Annotated in this window: 25 protein-coding genes; 11 read left to right on the forward strand and 14 right to left on the reverse strand. The window is 65.5% G+C overall.

The window, feature by feature from the left end; all coding sequences use genetic code 11:
- The first annotated feature begins 449 nt into the window (after positions 1-449).
- Positions 450-1,337: an IS1595 family transposase gene (locus tag LC092_RS19240; RefSeq protein ID WP_224809150.1), complete on the forward strand. Its 888-nt coding sequence runs from the start codon at positions 450-452 to the stop codon at positions 1,335-1,337.
- A gap of 323 nt (positions 1,338-1,660) precedes the next feature.
- On the opposite strand, the gene LC092_RS19245 is transcribed toward LC092_RS19240, so the two are convergent.
- Positions 1,661-2,455 (reverse strand): hypothetical protein, encoded by a 795-nt coding sequence (locus LC092_RS19245; protein ID WP_224809151.1) that lies wholly within the window; start codon positions 2,453-2,455, stop codon positions 1,661-1,663.
- 132 nt (positions 2,456-2,587) lie between these two features.
- Positions 2,588-3,040, reverse strand: a complete 453-nt coding sequence (locus LC092_RS19250; RefSeq protein WP_224809210.1) for a YcgN family cysteine cluster protein — start codon at positions 3,038-3,040, stop codon at positions 2,588-2,590.
- A gap of 258 nt (positions 3,041-3,298) precedes the next feature.
- Between LC092_RS19250 and LC092_RS19255 the strand changes: the two genes are divergently transcribed.
- Genes LC092_RS19255 through LC092_RS19270 form a run of 4 tightly spaced genes read left to right on the forward strand, consistent with a single transcriptional unit; the run spans position 3,299 to position 8,172 of the window.
- Positions 3,299-5,512, forward strand: coding sequence for a transglycosylase domain-containing protein (locus LC092_RS19255; protein ID WP_224809152.1), 2,214 nt, complete (start codon positions 3,299-3,301; stop codon positions 5,510-5,512).
- Entirely contained in the window at positions 5,509-6,168 is a 660-nt protein-coding gene (locus LC092_RS19260) for a DUF1214 domain-containing protein (RefSeq protein WP_224809153.1), read from the forward strand. The genes LC092_RS19255 and LC092_RS19260 overlap by 4 nt, the downstream gene beginning before the upstream one ends.
- Positions 6,165-6,773: a hypothetical protein gene (locus tag LC092_RS19265; protein ID WP_224809154.1), complete on the forward strand. Its 609-nt coding sequence runs from the start codon at positions 6,165-6,167 to the stop codon at positions 6,771-6,773. The genes LC092_RS19260 and LC092_RS19265 overlap by 4 nt, the downstream gene beginning before the upstream one ends.
- Before the next feature lie 58 nt (positions 6,774-6,831).
- Positions 6,832-8,172: an SAM-dependent methyltransferase gene (locus LC092_RS19270; RefSeq protein ID WP_224809155.1), complete on the forward strand. Its 1,341-nt coding sequence runs from the start codon at positions 6,832-6,834 to the stop codon at positions 8,170-8,172.
- On the opposite strand, the gene LC092_RS21310 is transcribed toward LC092_RS19270, so the two are convergent.
- Positions 8,157-9,470, reverse strand: coding sequence for an adenylate/guanylate cyclase domain-containing protein (locus tag LC092_RS21310; protein ID WP_224809157.1), 1,314 nt, complete (start codon positions 9,468-9,470; stop codon positions 8,157-8,159). The two genes, LC092_RS19270 and LC092_RS21310, sit on opposite strands and share 16 nt — an antisense overlap.
- Before the next feature lie 90 nt (positions 9,471-9,560).
- On the reverse strand, positions 9,561-10,400 hold the full coding sequence (locus LC092_RS19280) for a hypothetical protein (RefSeq protein WP_224809159.1): 840 nt from the start codon (positions 10,398-10,400) through the stop codon (positions 9,561-9,563).
- 523 nt (positions 10,401-10,923) lie between these two features.
- Here LC092_RS19280 and LC092_RS19285 point away from each other — a divergent pair.
- From LC092_RS19285 to LC092_RS19300, 4 genes are all read left to right on the forward strand, one after another.
- Positions 10,924-12,135, forward strand: a complete 1,212-nt coding sequence (locus LC092_RS19285) for a DUF2336 domain-containing protein (protein ID WP_224809161.1) — start codon at positions 10,924-10,926, stop codon at positions 12,133-12,135.
- 131 nt (positions 12,136-12,266) lie between these two features.
- Complete coding sequence (locus tag LC092_RS19290; protein WP_224809163.1) at positions 12,267-12,755, forward strand: GFA family protein; 489 nt, start codon at positions 12,267-12,269, stop codon at positions 12,753-12,755.
- A gap of 240 nt (positions 12,756-12,995) precedes the next feature.
- Positions 12,996-14,414 (forward strand): hypothetical protein, encoded by a 1,419-nt coding sequence (locus tag LC092_RS19295; RefSeq protein WP_224809165.1) that lies wholly within the window; start codon positions 12,996-12,998, stop codon positions 14,412-14,414.
- A 25-nt stretch (positions 14,415-14,439) separates the two neighbouring features.
- Positions 14,440-15,558 carry a hypothetical protein gene (locus LC092_RS19300; RefSeq protein WP_224809167.1) on the forward strand — a complete coding sequence of 373 codons (1,119 nt, stop codon included), beginning with the start codon at positions 14,440-14,442 and terminating at the stop codon, positions 15,556-15,558.
- A 200-nt stretch (positions 15,559-15,758) separates the two neighbouring features.
- Here LC092_RS19300 and LC092_RS19305 read toward each other — a convergent pair whose 3' ends face one another.
- From LC092_RS19305 to LC092_RS19350, 10 genes are all read right to left on the reverse strand, one after another.
- The gene (locus LC092_RS19305) at positions 15,759-16,757 is read right to left on the reverse strand and encodes a cupin domain-containing protein (protein ID WP_224809169.1); all 999 of its coding nucleotides are present in this window, start codon (positions 16,755-16,757) and stop codon (positions 15,759-15,761) included.
- Positions 16,754-18,049: a cupin domain-containing protein gene (locus tag LC092_RS19310; protein ID WP_224809171.1), complete on the reverse strand. Its 1,296-nt coding sequence runs from the start codon at positions 18,047-18,049 to the stop codon at positions 16,754-16,756. Before LC092_RS19310 ends, LC092_RS19305 begins: the two co-directional genes overlap by 4 nt.
- A 4-nt stretch (positions 18,050-18,053) precedes the next feature.
- Positions 18,054-18,278, reverse strand: coding sequence for a hypothetical protein (locus tag LC092_RS19315; RefSeq protein ID WP_224809173.1), 225 nt, complete (start codon positions 18,276-18,278; stop codon positions 18,054-18,056).
- 89 nt (positions 18,279-18,367) lie between these two features.
- Positions 18,368-18,559 (reverse strand): hypothetical protein, encoded by a 192-nt coding sequence (locus tag LC092_RS19320; RefSeq protein WP_224809175.1) that lies wholly within the window; start codon positions 18,557-18,559, stop codon positions 18,368-18,370.
- A gap of 90 nt (positions 18,560-18,649) precedes the next feature.
- A complete protein-coding gene (locus LC092_RS19325; protein WP_224809177.1) occupies positions 18,650-18,829 on the reverse strand; it encodes a hypothetical protein in 180 nt (59 codons plus the stop codon).
- Positions 18,830-18,987: 158 nt separating this feature from the next.
- Positions 18,988-20,349: a GDSL-type esterase/lipase family protein gene (locus LC092_RS19330; RefSeq protein WP_224809180.1), complete on the reverse strand. Its 1,362-nt coding sequence runs from the start codon at positions 20,347-20,349 to the stop codon at positions 18,988-18,990.
- Between the two features lie 351 nt (positions 20,350-20,700).
- Complete coding sequence (locus LC092_RS21360) at positions 20,701-20,988, reverse strand: ATP-binding cassette domain-containing protein (RefSeq protein WP_412103621.1); 288 nt, start codon at positions 20,986-20,988, stop codon at positions 20,701-20,703.
- Positions 20,989-21,197: 209 nt separating this feature from the next.
- Positions 21,198-21,539, reverse strand: a complete 342-nt coding sequence (locus LC092_RS19340; protein WP_224809182.1) for a DUF1491 family protein — start codon at positions 21,537-21,539, stop codon at positions 21,198-21,200.
- A 52-nt stretch (positions 21,540-21,591) separates the two neighbouring features.
- Positions 21,592-22,383 (reverse strand): peptidoglycan-binding protein, encoded by a 792-nt coding sequence (locus LC092_RS19345; RefSeq protein ID WP_224809183.1) that lies wholly within the window; start codon positions 22,381-22,383, stop codon positions 21,592-21,594.
- Between the two features lie 13 nt (positions 22,384-22,396).
- Positions 22,397-24,232 (reverse strand): PAS domain-containing sensor histidine kinase, encoded by a 1,836-nt coding sequence (locus tag LC092_RS19350; RefSeq protein WP_224809185.1) that lies wholly within the window; start codon positions 24,230-24,232, stop codon positions 22,397-22,399.
- Positions 24,233-24,542: 310 nt separating this feature from the next.
- Between LC092_RS19350 and LC092_RS19355 the strand changes: the two genes are divergently transcribed.
- Positions 24,543-24,992 carry a DUF5330 domain-containing protein gene (locus LC092_RS19355; protein WP_224809188.1) on the forward strand — a complete coding sequence of 150 codons (450 nt, stop codon included), beginning with the start codon at positions 24,543-24,545 and terminating at the stop codon, positions 24,990-24,992.
- A gap of 278 nt (positions 24,993-25,270) precedes the next feature.
- Positions 25,271-25,702, forward strand: coding sequence for a SufE family protein (locus tag LC092_RS19360; RefSeq protein WP_224809190.1), 432 nt, complete (start codon positions 25,271-25,273; stop codon positions 25,700-25,702).
- The last annotated feature ends 2 nt before the right edge of the window (positions 25,703-25,704 follow it).

Consider the following 25,704-nt stretch of genomic DNA (forward strand, 5'->3'; position numbering starts at 1 on the left):
CAACGACTTGTCGAAAGCGGAAAGAAGAAGCTCGTCGCTCTAACAGCCGTCATGCGAAAGATCGTCGTCATCCTCAATGCACGCATGAGAGACGAATTCAACGCAATGAGTTGATGACGGCGGAGGAAAACGGCGACGCCTTGCGCGACCTCAGCTTCTTGATGTTGCGTTTTCAAGTATCCAACTTCCGGGCTGACAGAGACGCTCTCAACCTACCCCTCACACCGCGGCCAGCGAGCCGCGATCCATTCCACGTCGCCATGCACGCGAACGAACAAAGAAGACGAAGCGGCTTCCCCCCCTCGAAAGACCAAGACTGCAAAGGGTAGCAGTCGGACACGGATCTCCGCGCGTGTTTCGTCGGGAAAATCAAAACCAGAATAGGCACCTTGTTAAAACAAGGGAGTTATCCCCTTGACGCAAGTAAGGAATGAACCTATATTGGGTTCATGAGCAAGAGCAAAGCACCCACCTTTTCAGTCCGCGACTTCTTCGCCCGCTTTCCAGATGATGAGGCTTGCCTCACCCACATCATGGAAGTGCGTTTCGGCATGAAGCATGTTTGCCGCAAGTGCGGTGTCGACAGCACGTTTCACCGCATGACAGAACGCCGTGCATTTGCATGTGCGGCTTGCGGCGATCATGTTTACCCGACTGCTGGCACCGTGTTTGAGGATACCCGCACACCCCTCCAGATTTGGTTCTATGCCATATATCTCTTAGTCACGACCCGCCACGGCGTTTCGGGCAAGGAACTCCAGCGTCAGCTTGGCGTCACCTATAAGACGGCATGGCGCATAGGCATGAAAATCCGGGAACTGATCGGATCGGTTGACAGCTTCGAAATGCTGACCGGACATGTGGAGATGGATGAAGCCTATGTAGGTGGTCGCCGCCCCGGCAAACGTGGCCGCGGTGCGGAAGGAAAGACGATTGTCATGGGCATGAAAGAGCGCGGCGGCAAGCTTCGAACCGAAGTGATCCCGAACGTCAAGAAGGACACGCTTCGCGGCGTAACGCTGGCAAATGTTGAAAAGGGTGCAGCCGTCTCCACAGACGAACTGGTGTCCTACGGCTTACTGAATGGTGACGGTTACAAGCACGGTCGCGTGAAACACGCCGCAAAGGAATGGACCTATTTCGATTACCGGACCGGTGAAACGCACTCGACAAACAATGTCGAAAGCTTCTGGAAACTGTTCAAGGCGTCGGTTCGCTCAACTCACATTCATGTGTCGAGCAAATACATGGATCGGTACCTTAACGAGTTTGCTTTCCGCTCGAACCATCGCGAGATGAACAATGCGATGTTTGATCTGATTGTGTCCCGCGTATGACGCGAGATGCAGCGGACAAAAACTGATCTTCGCGGATAGGGCCAATCTCAGCCGCTTCCTGCTGATCTATGAACTCAGCTAACCGGTTTTCTTTGATGGCTGTTGCTAACGATAACATGGCAAAGACTCTAGACGGAATCACGGGGAGTTGCTACATTCATGCACAAGGGTGCCATGGTTTTGGAGACCACAGCACCCTTGATCTTACCCCTTTTGGAAGGGGGCAGGAAGTTAAGCCGCCGTTAAGCGGCTACCGGTAATCTCCGGGTGATATGCCAAGTCACGCTTCTATCCTTTCCATTGTGCGCTTGGAGACGCGGGGTTCAACCGACCACCTTTAGGCTGGCTCGGTTATCGTCAGATAGGGTGCCAGCCCTATCAGTTTCTGAACCGCCCGCCACGGCGGGCGGTTCATTATCTCCATAAGGATAGAGCTTTTTGTCCTCCTTACGGATGTGTTTTTGCTCAGATAGTCGCGCAATCATGTTGTAGAGGGAGGTCTTGCTCGGAGGATGATCACCTTCGTGCGCGGCCCAAATTGCATCAATCACATCTGATGAGCTACAACCAGGGTTTTCGCTGATATAGCGAACAGCCAAAACGGCAGCCGGCGAACCAAACTCACTAACATCGGCAACGTCATCGACTTCTCCTTTTTCCAGTTTGCTCATGTAATCGCGATACTGGGCAGGAGTGAAAAGATGATCACCTCGCTTTTTCAGCAGTCCACGCCTAAGCAACTTTTGAATGCCATTGTAGTAGCCAGATTCACTGCTTTTCAGGCGATCACCGAACGGGCCGCTGCGCATCTTCGCGAGCAACTCCCGTTGCATTACGCCTCCGTTTGAAGACCTAACCTGCTCTTCAATTACCCCAGTCCACGTTGCGCGACCTTTGCGGGTCTTAACCAATCCGGGACTCTCGCTCTTGCGCGCCGTTCCGTCCCCCAAGAAAAGTGACGGAGCAAGAAGGCGAACAGCATCGATCTTTTCGCGCAGGGATGCCTGCCGCTTCCGGAGATTTTCGATCTTCAGATCAATCTCCGAGCACTCGGCTTCCCAGCTGCGCACTTCCGCACCTGAAATACTAAAGCCAGAATCATGTGGGCTCTGTGACATTCACGACTCATCGCACGACACACTGGGGAGATCAAGTGAAAAGTGTGGTCGCGTGACCTAGCAGTGAATCTGGATGACTTGTCTCAAGGGGATAATTCCCATTCATTATAAGAAATTTACTTAGACTACAGATCACCCCTCCTCCGGCCCCTCCCCCGGCCAGTCGACGACGAAATTCTCGTAGTCTTCCAGCTCGATGCCGTCTTCGGGAAAGGTGCGGCCGCGCACGGAGATGCCGGCGGCGTGGACGGTTTCGGGATCGCCGGAGACGAGCGGGTGCCACCAGTAGAGGTCGTGGCCCTCGGAGATCAGCCGGTAGCCGCAGGTGGGCGGCAGCCAGGTGAGCTGCGGCACGGTTTCTGGCGTCAACGGCAGGCAGTCCGGCACTTTTTCAAGACGGTTGTGATAATCGCCGCAGCGGCAGGAGTGCTGGTCGAGCAGCGTGCAGGAGAGCGAGGTCCACACCACCTCGCCGGTGTCCCAGTCCTCCAGCTTGTTGAGGCAGCAGCGGCCGCAGCCGTCGCACAGGGATTCCCATTCCGTGGCGGTCATCTCGGCGAGCGACTTGGCGCGCCAGAACGGCACGGTCTCGACCGGCCCCTCGGCTGAAGGCGCCGCACCGTCGGCGCGGGCCGGACCGCCGCCATCTGCCGTTACGTCAGCGGTGCGCACGTCTGTAGCCCCGGCATCGGGGGTCTTTGCGCCGGTATCGCGCGCGCTCATTGGCTGTCCTTCCCTCACCTTTCTTGAAACGCCGGCCGGATCGGGAGTACAACTGGGCGCGCGGGGCACGCGCATGCGGCGGCGTCAAACCCGACCGCCATAGCAGAACGGACGGACAAGGTGAACAAGGGATCAGCTCCCCCCGACGGCACGGAGCCGGATACGCCGAAGGCTCAGGGAGGGGCACGGCCGAAGGGCGGGCGCCTCAAGGCCGGCCTTCTCTCCGCCGATGCCTGGGTCGACACCGCGCTGTGGCGGCTCGGATCGGGCCTGCGCGGTGCGATCGAGGGCTATTCCGCCTGGCTGCGCCGCTTCCGGGTGCGCGGACCCGGGCGCGTGGCGGCCGAGCTTGCCTCAGACGGGGTGACCTTCGGCGTTCTCGGCCTCGTGGTCATGCTGGCGCTGGCCCAGGACGCGATCGACAAGACCGCCCGGGCCGACTGGCGCACGACGGAGGATTTTTCCGTCACCTTCCTCGACCGCTTCGGCAACGAGATCGGCCATCGCGGCATTCTGCTGAATGACACCGTGCCGCTGGAGGAAATTCCCGACCACATGATCAAGGCGGCGCTCGCCACCGAGGACCGGCGCTTCTTCCACCATTTCGGCATCGACGTGGTCGGCACCTTCCGCGCGATGATGGAGAACGTGCGCGCGCGCACCGTCGTCCAGGGCGGCTCGTCGCTGACCCAGCAGTTGGCCAAGAACCTGTTCCTGTCCAACGAGCGCACGCTGGAGCGCAAGATCAACGAGGCCTTCCTGGCGCTGTGGCTGGAGATGAACCTCTCCAAGCGCGAGATCCTCAAGCTCTATCTCGACCGCGCCTATATGGGCGGCGGCACCTTCGGCGTCGCGGCGGCGTCGGAATTCTATTTCGCCAAGAACGTGCGCGAATTGAGCCTTGCCGAGGCGGCGATGCTCGCCGGCCTGTTCAAGGCGCCGAGCAAATACGCCCCGCACATCAACCTGCCGGCGGCGCGCGCGCGCGCCAATGAGGTGCTGACCAACATGGTGCAGGCCGGCTTCATGACCGAGGGCCAGGTGATCGGCGCAAGGCGCAATCCGGCGGTCGCCGTCGACCGCAGCCGCGAGCGCTCGCCGGACCATTTCCTCGACTATGCCTATGACCGGCTCAAGGAGCTGGCGCGCGAATATCCGGCCCTCGCCAACGACCGCATCCTGACGGTGCGCACCTCGCTCGATCCCGGCCTGCAGCGCCAGGCGGAACGTGCGATCCTCGACACGCTGCGCCAGCACGGCAACCGCTACCGGGTGGAGGAAGGCGCCGTCACCGTCATCGTACCGGAGACGGGTGCCGTGCGCGCCATGGTCGGCGGCAAGGATTATGGCGCCAGCCAGTTCAACCGGGCGGTCGACGCCCTGCGCCAGCCCGGCTCCTCCTTCAAGCCCTTCGTCTATATCACCGCCTTCATGAACGGCTATTCGCCGGCCTCCGTCGTGCCGGACGCGCCGATCAACATCGGCGGCTGGAGCCCGCGCAACTACGGCCGCAGCTACCGCGGCCCGGTCACGCTGAAACTTGCCCTCACCAAGTCGATCAACACCATCCCGGTGCGCCTGTCGCAGGCGCTGGGGCGCGACAAGGTCGTGGAAAACGCCCATGCGATGGGCATCAACACCGAGCTGAAGATCACCCGCGCGCTGCCCCTCGGTGTTGCCGAGGTTACCGTGCTGGACATGAGCGCGGCCTATGGGTCGTTTGCCAGCGGCGGGCTCAAGGTGGTGCCGACGCCGATCCTTGAGGTGAAGAATTCCGCCGGCGAGACCGTCTATGAGCTCAGCCGCCACCGCCGCCCGCCCGAACGCCTGTTTCCGCCGGAAAAGGCCGCGGAAATGAACGACGTGCTGGTCAATGTGGTGGAGGCGGGCACGGGCCGCCGCGCGCAGGTCCCCGGCGTCACCGCCGCCGGCAAGACCGGCACCACCCAGGCCTATCGCGACGCGTGGTTCGTCGGCTACACCGGCAATTACGCGGCGGCCGTCTGGTTCGGAAACGACGATTTCAGCACCACCGCGCGCATGACCGGCGGCAGCCTGCCGGCCATGGCCTGGCAATCGATCATGGAATACGCCCACAAGGGCATCGAGCTGAAGCCGATGCCGGGCGTCGACCGTCCGCCGCAGCCGGCCGAGGCGCTGGTCGCCGATGGCGGGGCGGGGTCCGCCGCCGGCCGTCCGCGCCTGTTGCGCGAACAGTCGATCGCCGTGCTTGAAGAAATCGGCGCGCGGCTCGATGCCATCGGCAAGCGCGCGGATCTGCCGGGCGGCGCGCCGGCCGCGAGAGAAGACGGCGTGGAGTCCATCACGCAGTGACCCTGACGTTCGACAGAAACCCCGAGACCGACGGGCTGGCCCCCGACCGCGTGCCCGCGATCCTGCGCCGCGGGCGCATGCCGGGCTGGCCGAAACTCGCCGCCATCCTCGTCATCGGCCTCGTCACGGGGCTGGGCAGCGCCTATCTCGCCGTCGACAACGCGCCCGCCTTCGACACTCTGGAGCTCGGCGTGTGGGAGGCCCGCCCCTTGCAGGGCACCGGCGAGGCCGACCCCTATTCCGCCGCCACCCATGCCCGCACCGGACGCGTGCCGCTCGCCTCTGGCGAGGGCCTGATCTTCCTGGCCCGCACCGACACGGCCGGCGCCACGCTGTCGCCGGCCTGCGACTACACGCTGGAGGGGCAGGCAGCGCCCGCGCGACTGTGGACGCTGACGACGCTCGACGAAAACCTGCGGCTGACCGAAACGGATGCCGAACGCACCGGCCTGCACAGCCGCCAGATCCTGAGGCGTCCCGACGGAAGCTTCACCGTGCAGGTCGCGGCGCGGGCGCGGTCGGGCAACTGGCTTCCGGGCGGGCGCGACGCCAACGGTCTGGTGCTGGCGCTCAGGCTCTACGACACGCCGCTGACGACCGGCACGGGCGTTGCCAATGTGCCGATGCCCGAGATCACGCGGGGGGATTGCCGGTGAGCGCGGCGGACCGGGTTCTGAACAGGCTTCGCGGGATCGAGGCGCTGGACGTGGCGCGCGCGGGCGCGGTGCTGCTGGCCGGGCTGTTGCTCGGCGGCATCATCCATGTCGTTGTGGTGATGAGCGTGCCGCATTTTGTGCCGGTCACGGCCTATGCACGGGTCGCGGCCTTCGGGCCGGACGGTATGTTCAACCGCCTGCCGGACACGCGCGCCGGGGCGGAGCCGCTGCCGATGCTCGATCCGATGATGCTGCATGCCGCCTGCCGGTTCGACCTCACCGACGGCCCGCTGAAGATCGTCGCCGCCCTGCCGCCGCCGTTCTGGTCGTTCGCGCTGTTCAATGCGCGCGGCGAGGCAATCTATTCGCTGAACGACCGCACCTCCGGCAACGACGGCATGCTCGACGTGCTGGTGATCACCACCGAGCAGTTGAGCGTGCTGCGCGAGGATCCGCCGCCCGGACTGGAGGACCTCATCGTGATCGAAACCACAGAGACCCTCGGCTATGCGTTGCTGCGCTCCTTCGACGGCGATCCGCTGCGCCGGGACGTGAAGGAAGCCGCGCTCGCGCAAGCCACCTGCCGCACTCTCGACCAGGAATGAGCCGTCCGACTGCCCGAATGCCGTTTCAAGACATTTCCTCAGACCGAAAGACATTTGCATGACCCAAAGCGGCGCCCCCGAGACTGCCCCGCGCGACGCCCGCACGCTGGCGGCGACCCGCAAGGCCATCGGCGTGTTGCGCCCGCATATGGACGCGCATTTTTCCGTGCGCCTGTGGGACGGCTCGGTCGAGCCGCTCGGCGACAACGTGGTGCCGGGCCTGATGCTGGAGATCAACGAGCCGGGGGTGCTGCCGTCGCTCATCCGCCGGCCGTCGCTCGACCGGCTGATCCGCCACTATGCGCATGGGCACATCGATATCTCCGGCGGCACGATCATCGACATCGGCCGCCCCTATGCGGTCGACAAGGCGGCGCGGCGGCGGCTGCGGAAAGTCGGAAAGCTGGCGCTTGCAAAGGCCGCCTGGCCGCTCTTGACGGCGCCGGCGATCTCGCCGGACGCGACCCGCGGCTTTTCCGGCGACGCGGACGGACGCGCGCGAAAGGGCGCCAGCGACAACAAGCGCTTCATCGGCTTCCACTACGATGTCGGCAACGACTTCTACACCCTCTTCCTCGATCCGGAGATGCAGTATTCCTGCGCCTGTTTCCCGCATGAGGACGCGACGCTGGAAGAGGCTCAGCAGACCAAGCTCGAGGTCACCTGCCGCAAGCTGCAGCTGACGCCCGGCGACCGGCTTCTCGACATCGGCTGCGGCTGGGGCGGGCTGTTGTGCCATGCGGTGCGCCACCACGGCGTCATAGGTCACGGCGTCACGCTGTCGGAGGAGCAACTGGCCTTCGCCCGGGCCAAGGCGGAGGCGCTCGGCATCGCCGACCGGGTCACCTTCGAACTGAAGGACTACCGCGACCTGACCGGGACCTTCGACAAGATCGTGTCGGTCGGCATGTATGAGCACATCGGCCTCGACAATATCCCGGCCTATTTCTCGACCGTGCAGCGGCTGCTCGCGCCGGGCGGCCTGTTCCTCAACCACGCGATCTCGCGCCGTGCCAAGAAGCGCCGCCACCGGCTGATCAAGCGGCCCGAGCAGCGCGCGCTGCAGAAATACATCTTCCCGGGCGGCGAACTCGACGACATCGGCCATACGGTCGCGGAGATGGAGCGTGCCGGCTTCGAGGTGCAGGACGTGGAAAACTGGCGCCAGCATTACGAACGCACGACGCAGGTCTGGTGCGAGCGGCTGACGGCGCGCCGCGCGGAGGCCGAAGCGCTCGCGGGACCCGAACTCTACCGGCTATGGGTCGCCTATCTCGGCGGCTGCGCGCTTACGTTTCACCGGGGCTCGGCGCGCATCTACCAGACGCTTTGCGGCAAGTCGGCCAAGGGCAGGCCGGCGATCCCGCTGACGCGGGCGGATCTCTACCGCAAGGACTGACGCCCCGCCGGCCAGCGGCGCACCTGCAGGGCGTGGGAGCGGCCTTTTACCGAGACCGTTTCGGCCGCTCCGAAGGCCGCGTCGGCCAGCGTATCCGTTGCGACGATCTCGCCGCCAAGCGCGACATCCGACAGGCGGGCGGCGATATTGACCGTATCGCCGATCACGGTGAAATCGCGCCGGTCGGGCGCGCCGACAACACCCAGGATCACCTCGCCGCGGCACAGGCCGATGCCGATACGCGGTCCCGGCGTGCAGCCGACCATCCGGGCCTGAATGGCGCGTGCCGCCGCGATCGCCCGCGCGGACCCGTCCTCGCCGTCGAATCGCGCCAGCACCGCATCGCCGATCAGCTTGTCGACATCCCCGCCGTGACGGGAGATCTCCTGCACCTGCAGCGTCATCACCTCGTTCAGATAGGCGACGACGTCTTCGGGCGCATGCGTCTCGGAGAAGGCGGTGAACCCGCGCAGGTCGGAATAAAACAGCGTGGTGACATATTTGCGCGAGGCGATGTCGGCCGCGTCGCCGACCGAATGTTCCGCCGCCGTGACGGTGGAGCGCGACAGAAACGTGGCCATGCGCCGCCGCAAGGCGTTCAGCGCGCGTGTGCGGACGTCGATCTCGCCCTGCGCGCGCTTGACCAGCCGGGTCAAGATGACGGCAAGCAGCAGGAGCAGCAGTCCGGGAACCGCAAGCGCGGGGATCGTGGCGCGGCGCAACAGCGCATCCAGATAGGTCACCGGTTCGTAGAGCTCGAAGACGGCCCGCAACCGCCCCGTATCGTCCAGGAAGGGCACATAGAGTTCGTAGCGCGGGCTGCCGTCCTGCGTTTGCGTGACGGCGACGACGGGCCCCTCTCCGGCCAGCACGCGGCGCAGGGGCGCGCCGCTCTCGCGTGCGCCGATCTCGTCGGCCTTGCTGGAAAACAGCACCCGGCCCGCGAGGTCGTAGACCTTAAGATCGCCAAGGGCGAGTTCGCGCATTTCGCCGGCGAACGCCTGCGCCAGATCGGGCGAGGCATCGCCCCTGCCCGACAACAGCGCCGCCCAGGCCTCGGGCGCGACGGTCGCAACGCCCCGGGCGATCGTCGCGGCGCGACGCTCGGCAAGCTCCAGATAGATCGATTTCGCCACCCGGTTCGCGCTGTAGGACACCAGCACCAGAAGCACGACGAGAAACACCGCAAAACCCGGCAGGACGCGGCGCAGGAATTGCCGCATCAGCGGGAAAGGCTGTTCGATGCGCTCCAGCGCATCGATCTCGGACGGTTCGGGCTTCTGCAACGGGGCACACACGCTTGTTGTCCGCAGAAAATCATACGTGAATGGCAGCACGGCACCTTGATCTGGGACAAGCCGGAGCCGTCCGGCGGTGCGCCCGTCCGGCTATTTTACCGGCGCGGCGCGTTCCGTGCCCCAGTTGTCGTAGATGCGCGAGCGCCGCTCCACCTCCGGCTGGCCATAGCGGTTGGACGTGTCGCAGCCCTTTTGCAGGCGCACGATCTCAGCCGCCAGACGCTTCCAGGCGACATTGGCGTCCCAGACCTTGTCGCTCGACGGGGTCTCGATTTCCAGCGAGTCGATTGCCTGACGATAGGCGGTCAGCCGGTGGCGCAGCGCCTGCACGGCCCAGTCGATGTAGCGGCGGTTTTCCCAGACGCGCGCCTGGGCGCCGGCAAGTTCCTCCTGGGTGGAGAGGTCCCGCCGCCCGAGCGCCCGCAACCGCTCCTGATCCGCGGCATCCACCCGCGCCACCACCCGGCAGAACGGCTCGACGAGGGCTGCATCGGCATTGGCGTCGGCGGCAACACGGTCGTAGCGCACCTGACTGGAGGAATAGCGGTCGGAGCGCAGATAGGCGTAATAGCGGTCCGGGTCGGCCTGGCCGCCGATTTCGGGAATGATGCGGGTGCGGATCAGCTCGGTGCGCGTGCCCTCGATCCAGTCCTTCGAGGCGGGCGGGCGGATCAGCGTCCAGGCGCGGTCGCGCAACTCCCGCTCGTCGTCGGTGAGATTGAACTTGGACACCGGCTCGCCGCGCTCGGCCGCGAGTTCGTCACCGGCAAGCGGCATGATCTTGTCGTGCACGACGGAAGGGGCCGCGCGGCCGAAATCGCCGGTCGGACGCTGGCAGGCGGCAAGCGCGAGACACACGGCGGCAAGCCCCGCAAAGCGCAGGAGTGCCCGGCGTCGCCCCGCCGAATTGCCGATACTGCCAGTCTTCACCCCGGGGGCCTTTCCCGTCGCGGAACCTGAAAGCATCGACGCGCGCACCCGAGGCCCACCCCGACACATCCAAGGCCGTCTGCCTTCAGAGCGGGCGGCCAGGCTCCCGATCCGCGCCAAGTTGCGGACCATTCTCTCGTTTGCGCCCGATTCGGGCCGCAAGATCAAGCGTATCACGTTCCATGCGCACGCCTGGAAAGATCACGACCTCGGCTTGATGACCGGGTCGGTACGACGCGCAACGACCGCCTGCGCGATCGAAACGACGGGATGAAGTGAAACTCAGCACGGTGCCCATTGCATCCTCCATGAGCCCAGCGGCGCGGCGGGAGGCCGAGCCTGGAACCCTGGCAGGTCACGCGAAACCATCTGCCGTCTTTGAAGTAGGCGCGAGTCACGGTTAACAAGTCGCTAACGGTTTTCTGTCAATTCTATGCAAGTGGGCCGTTCGTGCGCGATGGTCCGGCGTGTGTGTTGAGTCCGGGGCGCGTGTCTGTCCCGTGTAGAGTGACAAGTCCGCCCCGTGTCCAAAACCGACAAGCACCCGTCCAGTTCTCACCTGCCGCAGGGCTCCCGGCCGGCGGCCTACAAGCCGTTGGATGGCGTCGTGGATCTCTCTCTCGATACGCAGACCAAGCGCAAGGAACACCTGCTGCTCGCCGCGAGCGAACTCTATGTCGCGACGCCCTCGCATCCGCGCCAGGAGCAAAGGGTGTTTGAAGAGCTGTTTCGACAGTTGCTGCCCGAAACGCCCGCAGCCCACCGGCTGACCATCGCCCGGTTGCTGGCACCTTATGGCGACGCGCCGATCGATTGCCTCGCGCTCCTGACCTTCGACACCGACGCCAAGGTCGCTGCCGCGGCCCTTGCCACGCCGCTCGCCCTGCCGGAAGCGGGCCTGATCAACCGTGCCGCGCGCGGTCCCGAGATCGTGCGCCGGGCGATCGCGGCCCGGTCTCCGCTTTCGGCCCGCGTCGTCTTTGCGCTGTTCCGCCACGGCGAGGCCGAAACCCTTCGCGGCCTCCTGCTACGCGACGACATCGAGCTCGGCGACGATCTGCTCGACGTGCTCGCCGCCCGCCCCGAGGTGCTGGCGCCGCTGGCCTCCAGCCTTGCCCGGCGCAAGGCCCTGCCGTCCGCCATGCTGTTCCGGCTGTTTCTCGATCTGGACACGACCGGGCGGATGGAGGCGATCGCGGCGGCGGAAACCCGCACGCTGTCGGAACTCGCCCAGAAAGGCGATCCGCGCATTCTGTCGGCGCATTTCAAGCCGGCGGTCCTCAAGTCGCTGGTCAATGCCGCCCTGTCCGGCGGCGTGGCCGTCTTCGCCGCCCATCTCGCCTATACGCTCGACCTGCCGGGCGATGTCGCCGCCCGCATTGTCGATGATCCCGGCGGCGAGGCGCTGGTCGTCTGCCTGCGCGCGCTCGGCACCAGCGACACGGAAAGCGGCCGCATCCTGGTGCGCCTGCTGGGTGCCCGCCTGCCCCTTGACGAGCTGCGGGTGCTGATCAGGCTGCATGAAACGATCACCCCGCGCGCCGCGATGATCCTTGCCCAGGGCTGGCGCAAGGCGCCGGCGGAGGAGACGCGGGCACCGGACAGACCCGCCGTGCACGCGCCGCTGCAGGAAGGCGTTGCCCATGCGGAGCGCCGGGCGGTCGGCGTGCCCGCGCAACCGGGCCGCGCCGGGTCGCCGCTTCCCCAGCGCACGGTTCGCCGCGACGCCGGCTGAAGCCCTCTTCCCCGGACGGACCCTTGATTGAAAGCGGTGCCCCCCGCTTTTGCTTCTCCCGGCGGACGGGACGTGCCAAGCTCCCTGCTATCGGTGATGTCATGCGATTTTACGATGCGGGGAAACAGGCGATGACGGAACACCAGGGCGGATGCCTTTGCGGGGGCATTCGCTACGAAACGCGCGCGATGCCGACCCGCGTAACGGTCTGTCACTGCCGTTTCTGCCAGAAGGCCACAGGCTCGGCCTATATGGTGGAGCCGATCTTCAACAGCGACGATTTCGCCGTCCTGACCGGAGCGCCCGAAACCTTCGACCTGACATCGACGGGATCGGGAAAAACCGTACACGTCCATTTCTGCGCGGAGTGCGGAACGAAACTCTGGCTCAGCTTCGAACGGTTTGCGGATGCCGTCGGCGTCTACGCCGGAACATTCGACAATCCGTGCTGGTTCCCGATGGATCCCGCCAATTCGAAGCATATCTTCCTCGGCGCGGCCCGCGGCGACACGGTCATCCCGCCCGGGGTGCCGACCTACGACGCGCACGTAACCACCCGCGACGGACACCCGCTGCCGGCAACGGTGTTCGAGACCTGCCACCGGATCAAAAAAGCCTAGGCCGCGGCAAGGGACGAGCGGAACCTGACCAGACGGCCCGGCCTCTTGCTCTGATTGCATATTATTACATCACGCCCTTTATACGGGAATCGTTGTAGTCTCGGCCCGGCTGGCCCTCCACCGAAAGCACTTCGGCCGGGAGCCGGCCGGACCGCCGGCACGCCCCCATCGGGCGCGCGGCCGCGTGCGGTCGTGGAACCGTCCCGGCGCGCTGCGGGGACGACACCGGAGGGGCACGACATGACCCGGATCACCCATGGCACTTTCCCGATCGCCAAGCCGCCGCATCTTGAAACACGGGCCGATGCGACCCCGCCGCTCCTGCCGGCGGCCTGGGAATGCACCGCGCTGCTGCACGCCTACAGTCCGCCGCCGCGCAACGACCCCAAGACCACGCCGTTCTACCAGATGTGCCTCGCCTTCATCGGCTATGTCGCCGGAGAGACCATGTCGATCCGGGTCGTCGGGCTCGACTATGGCACCTGGTGGTATGTGATCACTCCCTCCGGCACCAAGGTCTCGACCGACAAGGGGCTGACCTTCACGGATGTCGACATGGGCTGGACCTTGCCGACGCAGACCTGGCTTCCGAGCACCGCGAGCTATTTCCAGACCGGCTATCTCAACTGGATGGAGGCGCAGGAGGTCGACTGGTGGAAACAGCCGGTGGAAAATTCCAATGCCGCGACCTGGACCTGGTTCGACAGTGCGACGTCGCTGCCGTTCCGCATGATGTTCGGCGCGCCGCCGCCGTCGCCGACCATGGGCGATCCGGCGCAGCTCGCCTTCTTCCAGAATTTCTCCTTCACCTATTTCCCGACGTTCGAGGCCACCGCCTCGCCCAATGTCAGCACATGGGTCACCCCCGTCATCGAGGGGTTCCAGCCGGGAAATCCGAACAATCTCAAACTGGTGGTGTGGAACGACTGTTTCTACATGACCACCTTCATGACACCGGTGGATTCCGCGAGCCTGCCGCTGCCGACCGTTGTGCTCTACCAGTGGAAGCCGGATGCCGACTACCGGGTCGTGACCGACCGGGCGCAGGCGACCATCATGTCCTATGAGTACAATCCAAGCGCCGGCTTCCAGGATCAGGTGGCGCTGCTCTATGGCGTCGCGCCGACGGGCACCACGCCGCCGCCCTGGGCGGGAAACGGCTTCATCTACAACGAGATCTATTTCCTGACCCGGGGCTATCCGACCCCGGTGGTGCTTTCCTGCGACAACATCGGCCTCGGCCAGCAGCCGCCGGACTGGGCCCGGATTCCGGCCGTCGAAGGCAAGATCCACGCAACGGTCACCGACAACTCCGCCCTGTCGCCCGGTCAGGCGACCAACATCATCTCGGTGCTCTTCCCGCCGACCAGGGAGTATCCGCAAGGCCGCTATCTGTGGACCTGGTACTCGCTGCTGCCCGGCTCCGATGGAACCAATGCCCGGCCCGTCACCTTCATGGAATCGGCGTCGAATATCGCCGAGGGCGGCACCAGCCTGGCGCTGGCGGATTACTACGACTATGTCGAATCCCCGAGCTGGTTCCCGGCCGAATATTACGCGCTGCCCGAGCTTTGCACGGTCTCCGGCGCAGGCGGCAAGGCAACGGACAAACCGACCGGCGCAGCGCTCCATCACACCGCGCCCGCCCCCAAGGCGTGATGCCCGAGCCATGGAGACCGGGACGATGACCAACCTCTTCGACACGACCCTGCCGGGCCGCCGGCACTCGCCCCTGGCCCGTTGTGCCAGTGCCGGCGCCCTCTTCCTTCTTGCCGGCATCGCCGCCCCCGCCTCCCATGCGCAGGAGGTCGAGGCCTATGCGCTCGATCCTGATTTCCCGCAGGCGGGAAGCTTCGACTTCCAGAACGTGAGCTGGACGACGCTGTCGCCGGACGGCGAGCGGCTTTTCATGGTGCAGCGGGGCAATCCGGCGGTTTCCGTGTGGAGCCTCGACGGCGCGTTGCTCTCCACCTGGTCGACGAGCGACCTCGGCGAGCCGCATTCGCTGACCTTCCAGAGCGCCGACGGCACCCATTACGCCTGGATCACCGACATGGCGCCGCCAGTGACGGCGAGCGAGAGCTACGGCCACTGCCTCAAGAAATTCAGCCTCGACGGCGCCTATCTCGGCAGCATCGGCACCTGCGGCGAGACCAGCCAGGGCACGGGCCTCGACCCGGTGCAATTCGACAAGGTGACCGACATCGCCTTCGACAGCAGCGGACTGATGTGGGTGACCGACGGCGATCTCGACGGTCTGAACAACCGGGTTCTGTCCATCGATCCGGCAACCGCCACCGTCCTGAGCCACTGGTCGGCGCCCGACAACCAGCCCGGATCGGGCGAGCGGGAGTTCAACCTGCCCCATGCCATTGCCGTCGATGCCTGCGACCGGGTCTATGTCGCCGATGCCCTGAACCACCGCGTCCAGATCATCCGCACGGACGGCACCTTCCTGCAGGAGCTCGCCTGTTTCGGCGACCTCGGGGTCTACGGCCTGTCGCTGGCGCGCGCGCCCGGCTCATCGAGGCTGCAAATGTTCGTGACCGCAAGCACCACCACCTTCACCGGCAAGGGCATCGCCTCGGTGTTCGATGTCGACCCGCTCTGCACGGCGGCGCTTCCGGTTCCGTCGGGCTGCGATGCGGCGGCAAGCTGGGAGATCTCGCTCCCGCAAGGGTCCAGCGGCGAGGCGCTGCATGCCGCCGAGGCGACGGCCGACGGGGCTGCGCTCTTCATCTCGCCGCTCGGCGGCGACCTGCTTCCGCAAAAATGGACCCGCTCGGCGGCCGGTGGCAAGTAGGATATCGGGACAGGTCGCGCCTGTCGCAGTGGATCGCGACCCGTCCGCCGCAAAACCCGTTTCCCCCTTGCGAGCGTCATTGTCATTGCGGCCGTGCGCTCTTTCTGCCGAGCAGGAACGATCTGGCCGGTGACGTCTCCGCCGGAACAGTCCCTGGAGCAACCGATCGGGAAAGCCTGAAGGCGCGAACCGGCAACGTGTCATGTCCGACGTTCGAGCCGGCCTGCGATGTCGTCGAGGCTTCCGCCGGATGGATTTGGATCGTAAGCGCGCGCGCCGTCAATTGCACCGTCCAACCCCGCCACGCGTGCGGCAAGGTCCTCGACAAAAGCCTCGAACTGCGTCTCGACGATCGCCGCCACCTGTGCGCTCTCGTCGGGAAAGGCCGAGGCACCGGCCGCGCGCACGCACCGGCGCAGGTCGTAACGCCCCTTGTAGGTCTCCAACAGCCGCTCGGCTTCCGTCTGCACCACATCATGGGTTCGGACCGGATCGACGCTCACCGCCACGTGCAGCGAGGGACGGCAGTCGGCATTGGAATAGGTCACATGGGTGAACCCGCGCGGCAGATAGAGCACATCGCCCGGCCTGAGAAGGAAGCTGTGGTCCGGGGGGCGCGCCGCCACCTGGCGCCGCACGGTCTCGGGATCGTAGCCGCGGGTGCGCAACGCGAGACGATTGCAGTCTTCGACCCAGACGTCCCAACGCTTCTCTCCCGACACCTGCAGCATGAAGGCGTCGATGAGATCGTAATGCGGGCGCAATCCGTGACTGCGCGGCGGCGTCAGGAAGGCGCTGGCATGACTTGCGCTCGCGAAGACGGTCGCGCATTCGCGACACAACGCGGCCAAGGCCGCAGACCGGCGTTCGACGAAACGCAGGTTGATGGTCGCTCCATTGAGATGCTGGTCCACCACCGCATCGTAGTCAATGAAGTCGCGGTGGCGCTCGCCGGCCAGGCGCCGCACCCTTTCGTAGTCCTTCCGCGCGACCGGTTCGCCGTTTCGATAGAGCCGCACCAATGCGGAGCGCGTCGTCAGCGACGACAGCATTTCATCGACCCGCTCGATCCCGAACAGACCATCGAAAGCCCGCCCGCGCGCCTCGAACAGCATCGGGCGCACCTCGAAGACCTCCCGGACAAAGCGGTCGGGCGACAGCGGAGACAGCAAATCCGCCAGCGTCACTGTCGCCGTCATGCCGTGCCTCGCTGGACATCGGCCAGATCGCTTTGCAGCAGCGCAATCACCCCGGTCCGGGCACTGCCATGTCCCAGGTCCGCAACAAGTGCCTTGAAAGCGATACCGGACCGGCAGTCCCCGCTAGTGAGAACAGCCAACACCTGCGCGGCCTCCACTGCCAGGTGGTGCGGCTCAATGGCGGCGCCGGCCGGACCGACGAGAAGGACGCGATCCGCGCACTCAGGATCGTCAAGGCGCAGGCTCAGTTCCAGCAAGCGCCCGCTCCAGGCCGATCGCCCCGTCCCGGGATTGCACGAAACCGGCGTTCCCGCGTTCCTGGGGCTTGCGTCCGACGCGCGGATTTCCCGTCCCGCCGCCCGGATCAGGTCACTCAGCGCGTTGCGCCCGTCGGGACCCGCCAAGACCTGCCGGGCGCTGCGGCGCATCGACTGGTCGTCGGCGAGACGCGCAAGAAGACGCTCGACGCGACGTTCCAGAACCCCGTGAATGCGCTCGACCAGAAGGCCAACGGTGAGATGGAGGGAGTGCTCGGCCCGTGCCTCGGCACAATGCACATAGCCGCGCGGTATGTAGAGAACGTCGCCCGGGCGAACTTCCCCGTCGAAGATCAGCGGTGCCCCGCGCACGCGCCGCTCCACGGACGCGGCGTGGCGCGCCTTGTCCGGCCGCCGCAGTGGCAGCGGAACGGGATCGCCCCAGATTCGCCAGTGCTTGCGGCCGCTCAATTGAACAACGAACACGTCGTGCATGTCGTAGTGGATGTGCAAGGTTTGCGTGTTCGGGAAGGTCAGGTAGGAATTCGCCTGGCAATCAACGCCGATCTCGCGTTCCAAATCCGCACAGAACCGGCGGATCGCAGGCCGGATCTTCTCCAAGAACTGCAAGGCAAGGCTGTCGCCGCGCGCAAGCCGTTCATAGATGCGTGCCGGAAGCGCGACGCCGGAAACGCTATCGGACCCGATCTTGAGCGGCGCGATCAGTTCGCGTTCCGGAACGGCCTGCCCAGCGGAAAACACACGAAAGTGCGGTGCCTTCAGCCCTTCGAACTGGAGAATCCGGTCGATTTCGGTGAGCGAGAGCAAATCGGGAGGCGTTCGGCCCTTGCCGTCCACAACCAGAGGTTTTTTCTCCCAATGCGCCGCAAAGAACCGCGTCGCGTCCATCCCCCCGATGCAATACGCCAGCGGCGAAACAGCGCCGGTGTCGTCGGGTTCGGCAGGATTTTTCTGCCTTTCCACACCCGGCTCGGCGGCGGTCTGCGGCGCGTCGGTGCGCTTGAGTTGGCGCATACGTTCAGCCGCCGTCGGCTTTCACGTTGCGATCGTGATCCGGCTCCGGATCGACATCACCCGTAACGTCATCAAAATCGCGGAGCGGATCTTCGCGAGCATGATCCGCATCCATATACGGACCGACCGGACTGCGCTTGAGCGCGGCACGCAGGTCCATCACTTCCTTGCGCAAATCGAGAATGTCGGCGCGCAGACTCAGCACCAGCGATTTCAGATCGTCGGACATCGGTTCCCCCAGTTGCCAGGTCGAAATGCCCCTCCACTCCCGGCGTCTCCGCTCGCGCCGGCAACGGACGGGACCGGGCTATCCCGGATTCAGGTGTTTTCCTGATCGACGTCGCCGGTCACGGGATCAAGATCGCGCATCGCTTCGCGAGCATGATCCGCATCCATGTAAGGGCCGACCGGACTGCGCTTGAGCGCTGCGCGCACGTCCATCACCTCTTTGCGCAAATCGAGGATGTCGGCGCGCAGGCTCAACACCAGCGATTTCAAATCGTCGGACATCGGCTCCCCCTTTTCCTTTGTTCTCTGTGATCCCGGCGCTCCGCGCCGGTGCATCTTCCGATCTGTTTTCGGCGGGCAGCGCCGATGCGATCAGGTGTTTTCCTGATCGACGTCACCGGTCACGTTGTCCGGATCCTTCATCTCGGAATCGGCATCCACATCGACGGCCCCGCTCTTCGCGATTGCATCACGCAGATCCATCACCTGCTTGCGCAGGTCGAGCACGTCGCTGCGCATGCTCAGGATCATCGCCTTTATGTCGTCCGACATGAAACCCGCCTCCTATGGATGTAAGAAATTATTATTGCACTCAATTTGAAATTGCAGAAATTGTCAACTATCAAAGGTCCCGGCGGACCGCAAAGGTCCGCAGGCTCCATCCGCTCGACAGAACCTGCGGGCCTTGCTCTTTTTTCCGACGGCCCGGATCAGTTCGGAAAGGTGTAGATCGCGGCGCGCCATTCATAGGACATGATCTGCGCACCCCAGAGACTGGGATGAAGCCCGTCCTGCAGCGCCGCCTGCGGCTGGTTGCCGGTCCATTTGAAGAACGCCTGATACATATCGACCATCTTCACCCGCGAACGCCAGTACCACGCGGTCGATGGGTCGGCCTGCTTCTGGGCAACCATCTGGGCGAGCGACTTGTTATATTCGATGACATTGGGATTGTACTGAGCCGATCCGCCGGTTTGCGGGATGAGCTGCGCCACGATGATCTTGGAGGTGGAGTATTGCAGGATGCCCTCCATCAACTGCACGGTGCGCATCGCCACGCGCTCGCCCAGCACATTGGCCGGCTCACGGGTGTTCCTGAGATCATTGGTTCCCGCATGCATCAGCACATAGTCGACCGATGCCGTGACCGTGCGGCACTTCCAGTAGTTCTGGATGATGGAGGTCGACGGATTGCCGCCGTACCCGTCCATGGTGGCGCCGCTCCAGCCGCAATGGAAGCGCTGGTCCCAGGGCATGTCCCAGGGCGACGGCGAATTCGAGTACTGATAGACGCCGTAGCTGCCGATGAACTGGAACACCCGGGCGAAGGTCGCGTCATTGGCCATGTCCTTGCGGTAGCCGCCCCAAGCCGCGCCCATGTTGTCGGGCATGTCGGTGATGGAATCGCCCAGCGGCATCACCATCTTGCGCGCGGCAAGATCACGCTCGGCAAGCAGCGCTTCGGTTTCCGGCGGCAGGGCATTTGCCGGTTCGCCCGGATCGGCGGGCGGCGGCAACGTGACCTCGGCGTCCGCCGCCGCAGTGGAGGGCGTTCCCTCGACCCTGAACGCAAAATCGGTCGCCGGATCGAGGTCCTCCGCGCCGGGGCGATAGGCGCGCCCGCCGTCATGGCTCTCTGCGCATTGCGCCAGCGTGCCCCCGGACGGCGAGCGGGGGACGACCACGAAGGTGTAGCTCTCCCCTGCCGCCAAGGCGACGCCGTCGAAGGCAAACGCCTGCCATCCCGCAGCGCCGCCACCGGCGGTCGTCACCGTTTGCGAAAGACCGAGCGGCCGGGACGACGGGCCCGCGCCCTGCAGCAGGAACATGTCATGACCGCTGTCGCCGTCTCCCGGCGTCATCCAGACGGAGACGGATTGCAGATCAAGCCCCCCCTCCGGGGTGAAGCTTTGAGCGAGCGCGCCGCCGATCGCGACCTGTTCCGCGCATCCCTCCGGGCCAACCTCCAGCAGGGTTTCCGCATGCGCCGGCGCAAAGGGTATAAGCGTAGCGGCGGATGAGACCGTTGCGAATACCAAGGCCCGACCAGCCGCGTTCATTCGTGTAAACATGTTGCCGCCTCCCGTTATCATTGAACAAAATCCTGCCATCCGCGGAAGTTTTTTCGACTCCCACGGCCAATAACCGCGTAGATTCAGATAAGTCGGCCGACATCAAAAGATGCGCGACCTGAAACTCTTCCACCGAAGAACTAAATAATTTTCACAGTGTATTTAATTCATATATTCACGAAATTATCAATCTGGAAACGAGATAAATTTATTTACAACCAATTGGTCGCGAAACCACACACCTTGTACATTATCAGGATTGCATTTCGGGAAATTCGGTTGCGTCGACGTTGCGCGGCGCGGCGTCTTTGGGAGAGGACACCGGCGTCAGCCTCACCCGGCTGGCAGGCGTCAGCCGGAGGCACGGCTGACCGGAACGGTCTCGCCCGGGGTCAGCCGTTGGCGCAGATGCGGGTCGAGATTGGCCAGCGGCTCGTCCATCAGCACCGTCCCGGCCGCCCGGGCCAGGCAGCGCGCCACTGCCACCCGCTTGCGTTGCCCGCCGGACCGGGACGCGGGCTTGCGCTGGCGAAACCGTCGAACCCCGCCATCTGGAGACTGCCTTCCACCCGGCTCCTGCGGTCGCGCCGACGGTCCGAGGATGACGAAGAAGCTGCCGGTTCCGATCCCGCGCGACACGTCGCCAAGCCCCGCATGGGCGCCGAAGCGTTTGGACAGGGAGCGAAGAGGAACAGGTATCGGCCTATTCAGGCCTGTCGCGGGCCGCTCCACCGGGGCGGTCGCACGGAGGCACGCAGCGCGTCGGCGCCTGTCCGACGCGGCACTTTGAAAGGGGTTTGTGAAGCCGGGGGGACGCAGCGAGCGCGAACCGCACCGCACGCGGGCCGTCAGCCGTCCGCAAGGTCCCAGAACACGCGGCCCTCGCGGTCCTCGATCTCGACGATCCAGACATCCGGGTCCATGCGCCGCTCGGAGGCAAGCCGGCGGTCGAGGTCTTCCTTGGGAGCTGCCGTCAACAAGGCCTCGAACAGCCGGCCGCCCGGCGTCGTCTCGTCAAAGGCCGATTGCGGTGCCGGGCCGTAGAGATCGAACGACCCGTCGCGCCGGTCGACGATGATATAGATCGCCCCCGCCTCCAGCGCGCCCTTGGAGGCAACGCTGGCATAGGCGTTTTCCGAAAAGCAGCGGCGCAGCAGTGCGGAAACGAAGAAGTCGGATGTCAGGCGCATTGGGGGCTCCGGCGGCACGCTCGTCAGGAGCGCGAATCGCGCCCCAGCATACTCACCTCGCCAGCGGCCGGCCCAGAACGTTTTCCAGTTCCGTCGCGATGCGCTCTGTGATGGCACCGTTGATCGGAAGACCACGGTCCAGCTCGAAGCGCCGGATCGCATTGGAGGTCTGCTCGCCGGCATAGCCGTCGATCTCGATCGGACCGTAGCCCAGTTCCGCCAGTGCGGACTGGATGCCGACGATCCGCGCGCGCTCCGGCGACAGCGCCGCGGATGGCGCCGCAGAGGGTGTCACGGAAGGTGGCGCGGAGGAGGCTCCCGGGACGGAGGCCGGCGGCACGGGCGGCAGCGGCGGCGCATCGGGCCCGTTGACCCCGTCGCCGGTGTCGAGGGCCAGCCGTGCCATCAAGGCCTCGTTGACACGGCCGGTTTCGGCCAGGCCGCGGGCGCGCTGATAGGCGCGCACTCCGCGCTCCGTCGCCGGGCCCTTGAGGCCGTCGAGCGGCCCCTCGTACATGCCGAGGCGGCGCAATTCGACCTGGATGTCGCGCACCAGCTTCTGCGCCTGCAGCGTCGCCCGGTCGGGAGTGGCCGGCGCAGCTTGCGCGGGCGGTGACGCGCGGTCCCTGGTTGCGACCAACGGCGCCGGATGACGGCCCGACTGAAACGCCGTCGCATTGGCGATGATCAAAAAGCCGGTCAGCACCATGACCAGCCAGCCGCCGGCGGCGACCGGATTGTCGAGCGCGGCCGCGCCGAGCCCGCCGCCGGAGCTTGAGGTGTCCTGCTCCGCCGCCCGGGTCCTGACCTGCGGTGCCCTGGTCTTGCGCCGTCCCTCGCTCATTCCAGCCCCCGGGTCATGCAATCCGCCTCACCGCGTCCTGCGCGGGGTCGGCTGCGACACGGACGCCGGGGGCGGATGCGGCCACAGGCCTGGCATCCGCCGGGTCCGCCTTCGCCGCCAGCGGAGCCTGGCCGACCGGCAGATAGACCGTCACGCAGGTTCCCGCGCCGACGCGGCTTTCAAGCGAGATCCGCCCGCCGTGCAACTCGGCCAGGCCCTTGACCACCGACAGTCCGAGGCCGGCGCCGTCGTGGGCGCGCGCGGTGCCGTCGCTTGCCTGCACGAAGGGCTTCGTCACGCGTGCCAGATCGGCGCCGGAAATACCGACGCCGGTGTCGCGCACGCCGAAGACCAGCCCCGAGGCTTCCTTGCGGGCAAAGAGCACGATCCGTCCACCGGAAGGTGTGAACTTCACCGAATTGGCAAGCAGGTTCAACGCGATCTGCCGGCAGGCGCGAGGATCGGCGGTGAATTCGCCAAGATCGAGCGGAATATCGGAGGACAGGCGCAGGCCGGCCTGTTCGGCTTCCGCCGCCATCATCCGCCGGCAGCCGTCCAGACAGTTGCGCATGTCGACGGGTTCGACCGTGATGCGGAACTGGCCCGCCTCGATACGGGCCATGTTCAGCATGTCATTGACCAGCTGCAGCAGGTGGCTGCCCGACTGGTGGATCAGGCCGGCGTAGTCCTGCACCTTCCGGGTGTCGGCGGCTGCCTGCGGCAGCTTGCGCATCAGCTCGGAGAAGCCGAGAATCGCGTTGAGCGGCGTGCGCAGTTCGTGGCTGACGGTCGCCAGGAACCGCGAGCGCGCCTCCTGCGCCGCGTCCGCCGCTTCGCGGGCCGCATCGCGGTCGGCTTCCATCTCGCGGCGCGTGTCGATGTCACGGATCACCGAGACGACGCGCCCGCTTTCGGCATCGTTCATCACCTCGAAGTCGATCCAGCCGAAATCGGAGACGCCGGTTTCGCCCGGCCGGCTGCCGCCCCGGCGCAGCCGCAGCTCAAGCCGGCGCGTGGCGCCGTCGGCGTCCGTGTCGGAGACCGCCTTCAGATAGGCCGGCCGGTCGCCGACATGCAGGCGCTGGAAAAAGCCGTCACCTGCGAATTCGGCCGGCGCGAGGCCGAACAGGCCGCGCACCGTGGGTGAAATGCTTGCAATCCGCCCGCCGCTCTCATGCACGGCGACCGCATCGCGGGCATGGAGCGCGAGCAGCCTGTGACGTCCCGCCTCGCCCCGCGCCTGCCCCTCGGCGGCGCGCAGGTCCGCGACGAAGGCAAGTGCGAGAAGGCTTGCAAGCATCAGGGCCATCGCGGTCGCGACGGCGCCGGCGGGCAGCAGCCCGAAGAGCGGTTCCGGCGCGGCCGGCAAAAGGGCGGCGGCATCGGCGCCCGCGAGGGCTGCGACCAGGACAAGGCAGACGAAAAGCGTCAGGACGACCGGGCCGCGCCGGCGGGTGAGCGCGGCTTCGAGCGGGGCCAGCACCAAAAAGGGCAGCGCCGGCGAGGCAAGGCCGCCGCTCAGCGCGGCCAGTCCGGCGACGAAGCCGGCGGATGTGACGGCGGAGCCAAGCTGCCCGCGGGCGAGCGCGCCGCTGCGCGAGACATACATCGCCAGCGGCAGCTGCGTCAGGGCCCAGGCGAAGACCAGAATGGCGGTGAGCGACAACGGTCCGTGCAAGGCAAGCAGCATCGGCAGCACGGCAAGCGCCAGCGCGCCGCATGCCAGATGCGCGCCGATGAAGGCCCGGTGTCTGGAGAGGCCGGCGGCATCACGCGCCGCCGACGGGTGGACCAACTGGTCGACGAGCGCAAGCCCGCGCCGAAGCCGATCCCGATACTCTGGCATCATATTCCTGGTCCCGGCACGCCTGCCGTTTGTTCGCCAATCTTGTCTGCAATGGTCACAGGAACGGCTTAAGGAACCGTGAAACCATCGCTTTTCGGATTTGCACGCGGCCCGGCGGCGGGCGCGTCAATTTCGCTAAAATTTGATGCAAATTTTGCGAAAACTCGTCGCGAATTTGATGAAAATGCAGGTTTGGGCCGCAACCGCTTTTTTGAACGTGCCTGCTAATGTGCGGGCATAACGGTTCCCGACGACCCGTCTGCGGCGATCGGAACCGACCTTGAACAGGACGACTGAACGAAGGGCGGCAAACATGTTCTTCTTGCTGAGATGCGCATTCTGGATCGGTCTGGTGCTGCTGCTCCTGCCGATCGACACAGGCCCGGACGAAAGCTCGACCGCCGGAATATCCCCGGTGAAGGCCTTCTTCGCGGCGCAATCGACCATCAGCGACCTTTCCGGCTTTTGCGACCGCAATCCGGAGACCTGCGCGACCGGCGGGCAGGCCATCGCCCGGATCGGCGAAAAGGCGAAGGTCAGCGCCAAGATCCTCGTCGACTATATGGATGCCGACGGCACGCTGGTCACCGGCGCGACCGGGACGCTTTCGCCGTCCGATCTGGAACCGGCATGGGCGCTCGACCTGCCCTCCGCCGCGACGCGGTCGCAGGCCCCGGCGGCCGTGGCCCCGCCTGCAGCCGAGACCGTCGACCTCTCGCCGAACGCGGCATTCCCGCTCCCGCGGCCCCGCCCCGGAGCCTGATCAGCGCAACCGCAAGATTTTTCACACATACTCCCGGCGCGCTCCACAAACAGACGTTTGCGCCAACACTTGGCGGGTCTTTCCGCCAGCCGCAGGCGAATTGCTGCCCTTTTCGCCTGCGGCCTTTTCTTTTTCCCCGGATCCACAAGGCCACGGCCCGGCCAAAAACCCCGCCTTTGCGCGCCCGATCCGGCGCACAGGTGCCGGGCAACGGTTTTCTTGGACAGGGATGCGGACTATATACGGGTGCGAGTTCTCCCCCCGACCCGACAGGCGCCATGATCCCTCCGCTTTCAGAAATCCTCGACAACTTCGAATTCCTCGACGAGTGGGACGACCGCTACCGCTATGTCATCGAGCTTGGCCGCACGCTTCCCGACTTTCCCGAAGCGGAGCGCACGGAGGCCAACAAGGTGCGCGGCTGCGTTTCCCAGGTCTGGCTGTCGAAAACCGCGACGCAGGATCCCGACGGGACGATCCGCCTGAGCTATGACGGCGACAGCGACGCCCATATCGTCAAGGGCCTCGTCGCCATCGTGCTCTCCACCTACAACGGCAAGAGCGCCGCCGAGATCGTGGAGACCGACATCGATGGCGTCTTCGGCCGGATCGGGCTGAAGGAACACCTCACGCCCCAGCGCGCCAACGGGTTGAAATCCATGGTGGAACAGATCCGCCACGACGCGCGCGCGGCCCTCGCCGAGGCCTGAGG

This window comes from Stappia stellulata, assembly GCF_020176715.1.
In the GTDB taxonomy this organism is placed as follows: Bacteria; Pseudomonadota; Alphaproteobacteria; order Rhizobiales; family Stappiaceae; genus Stappia.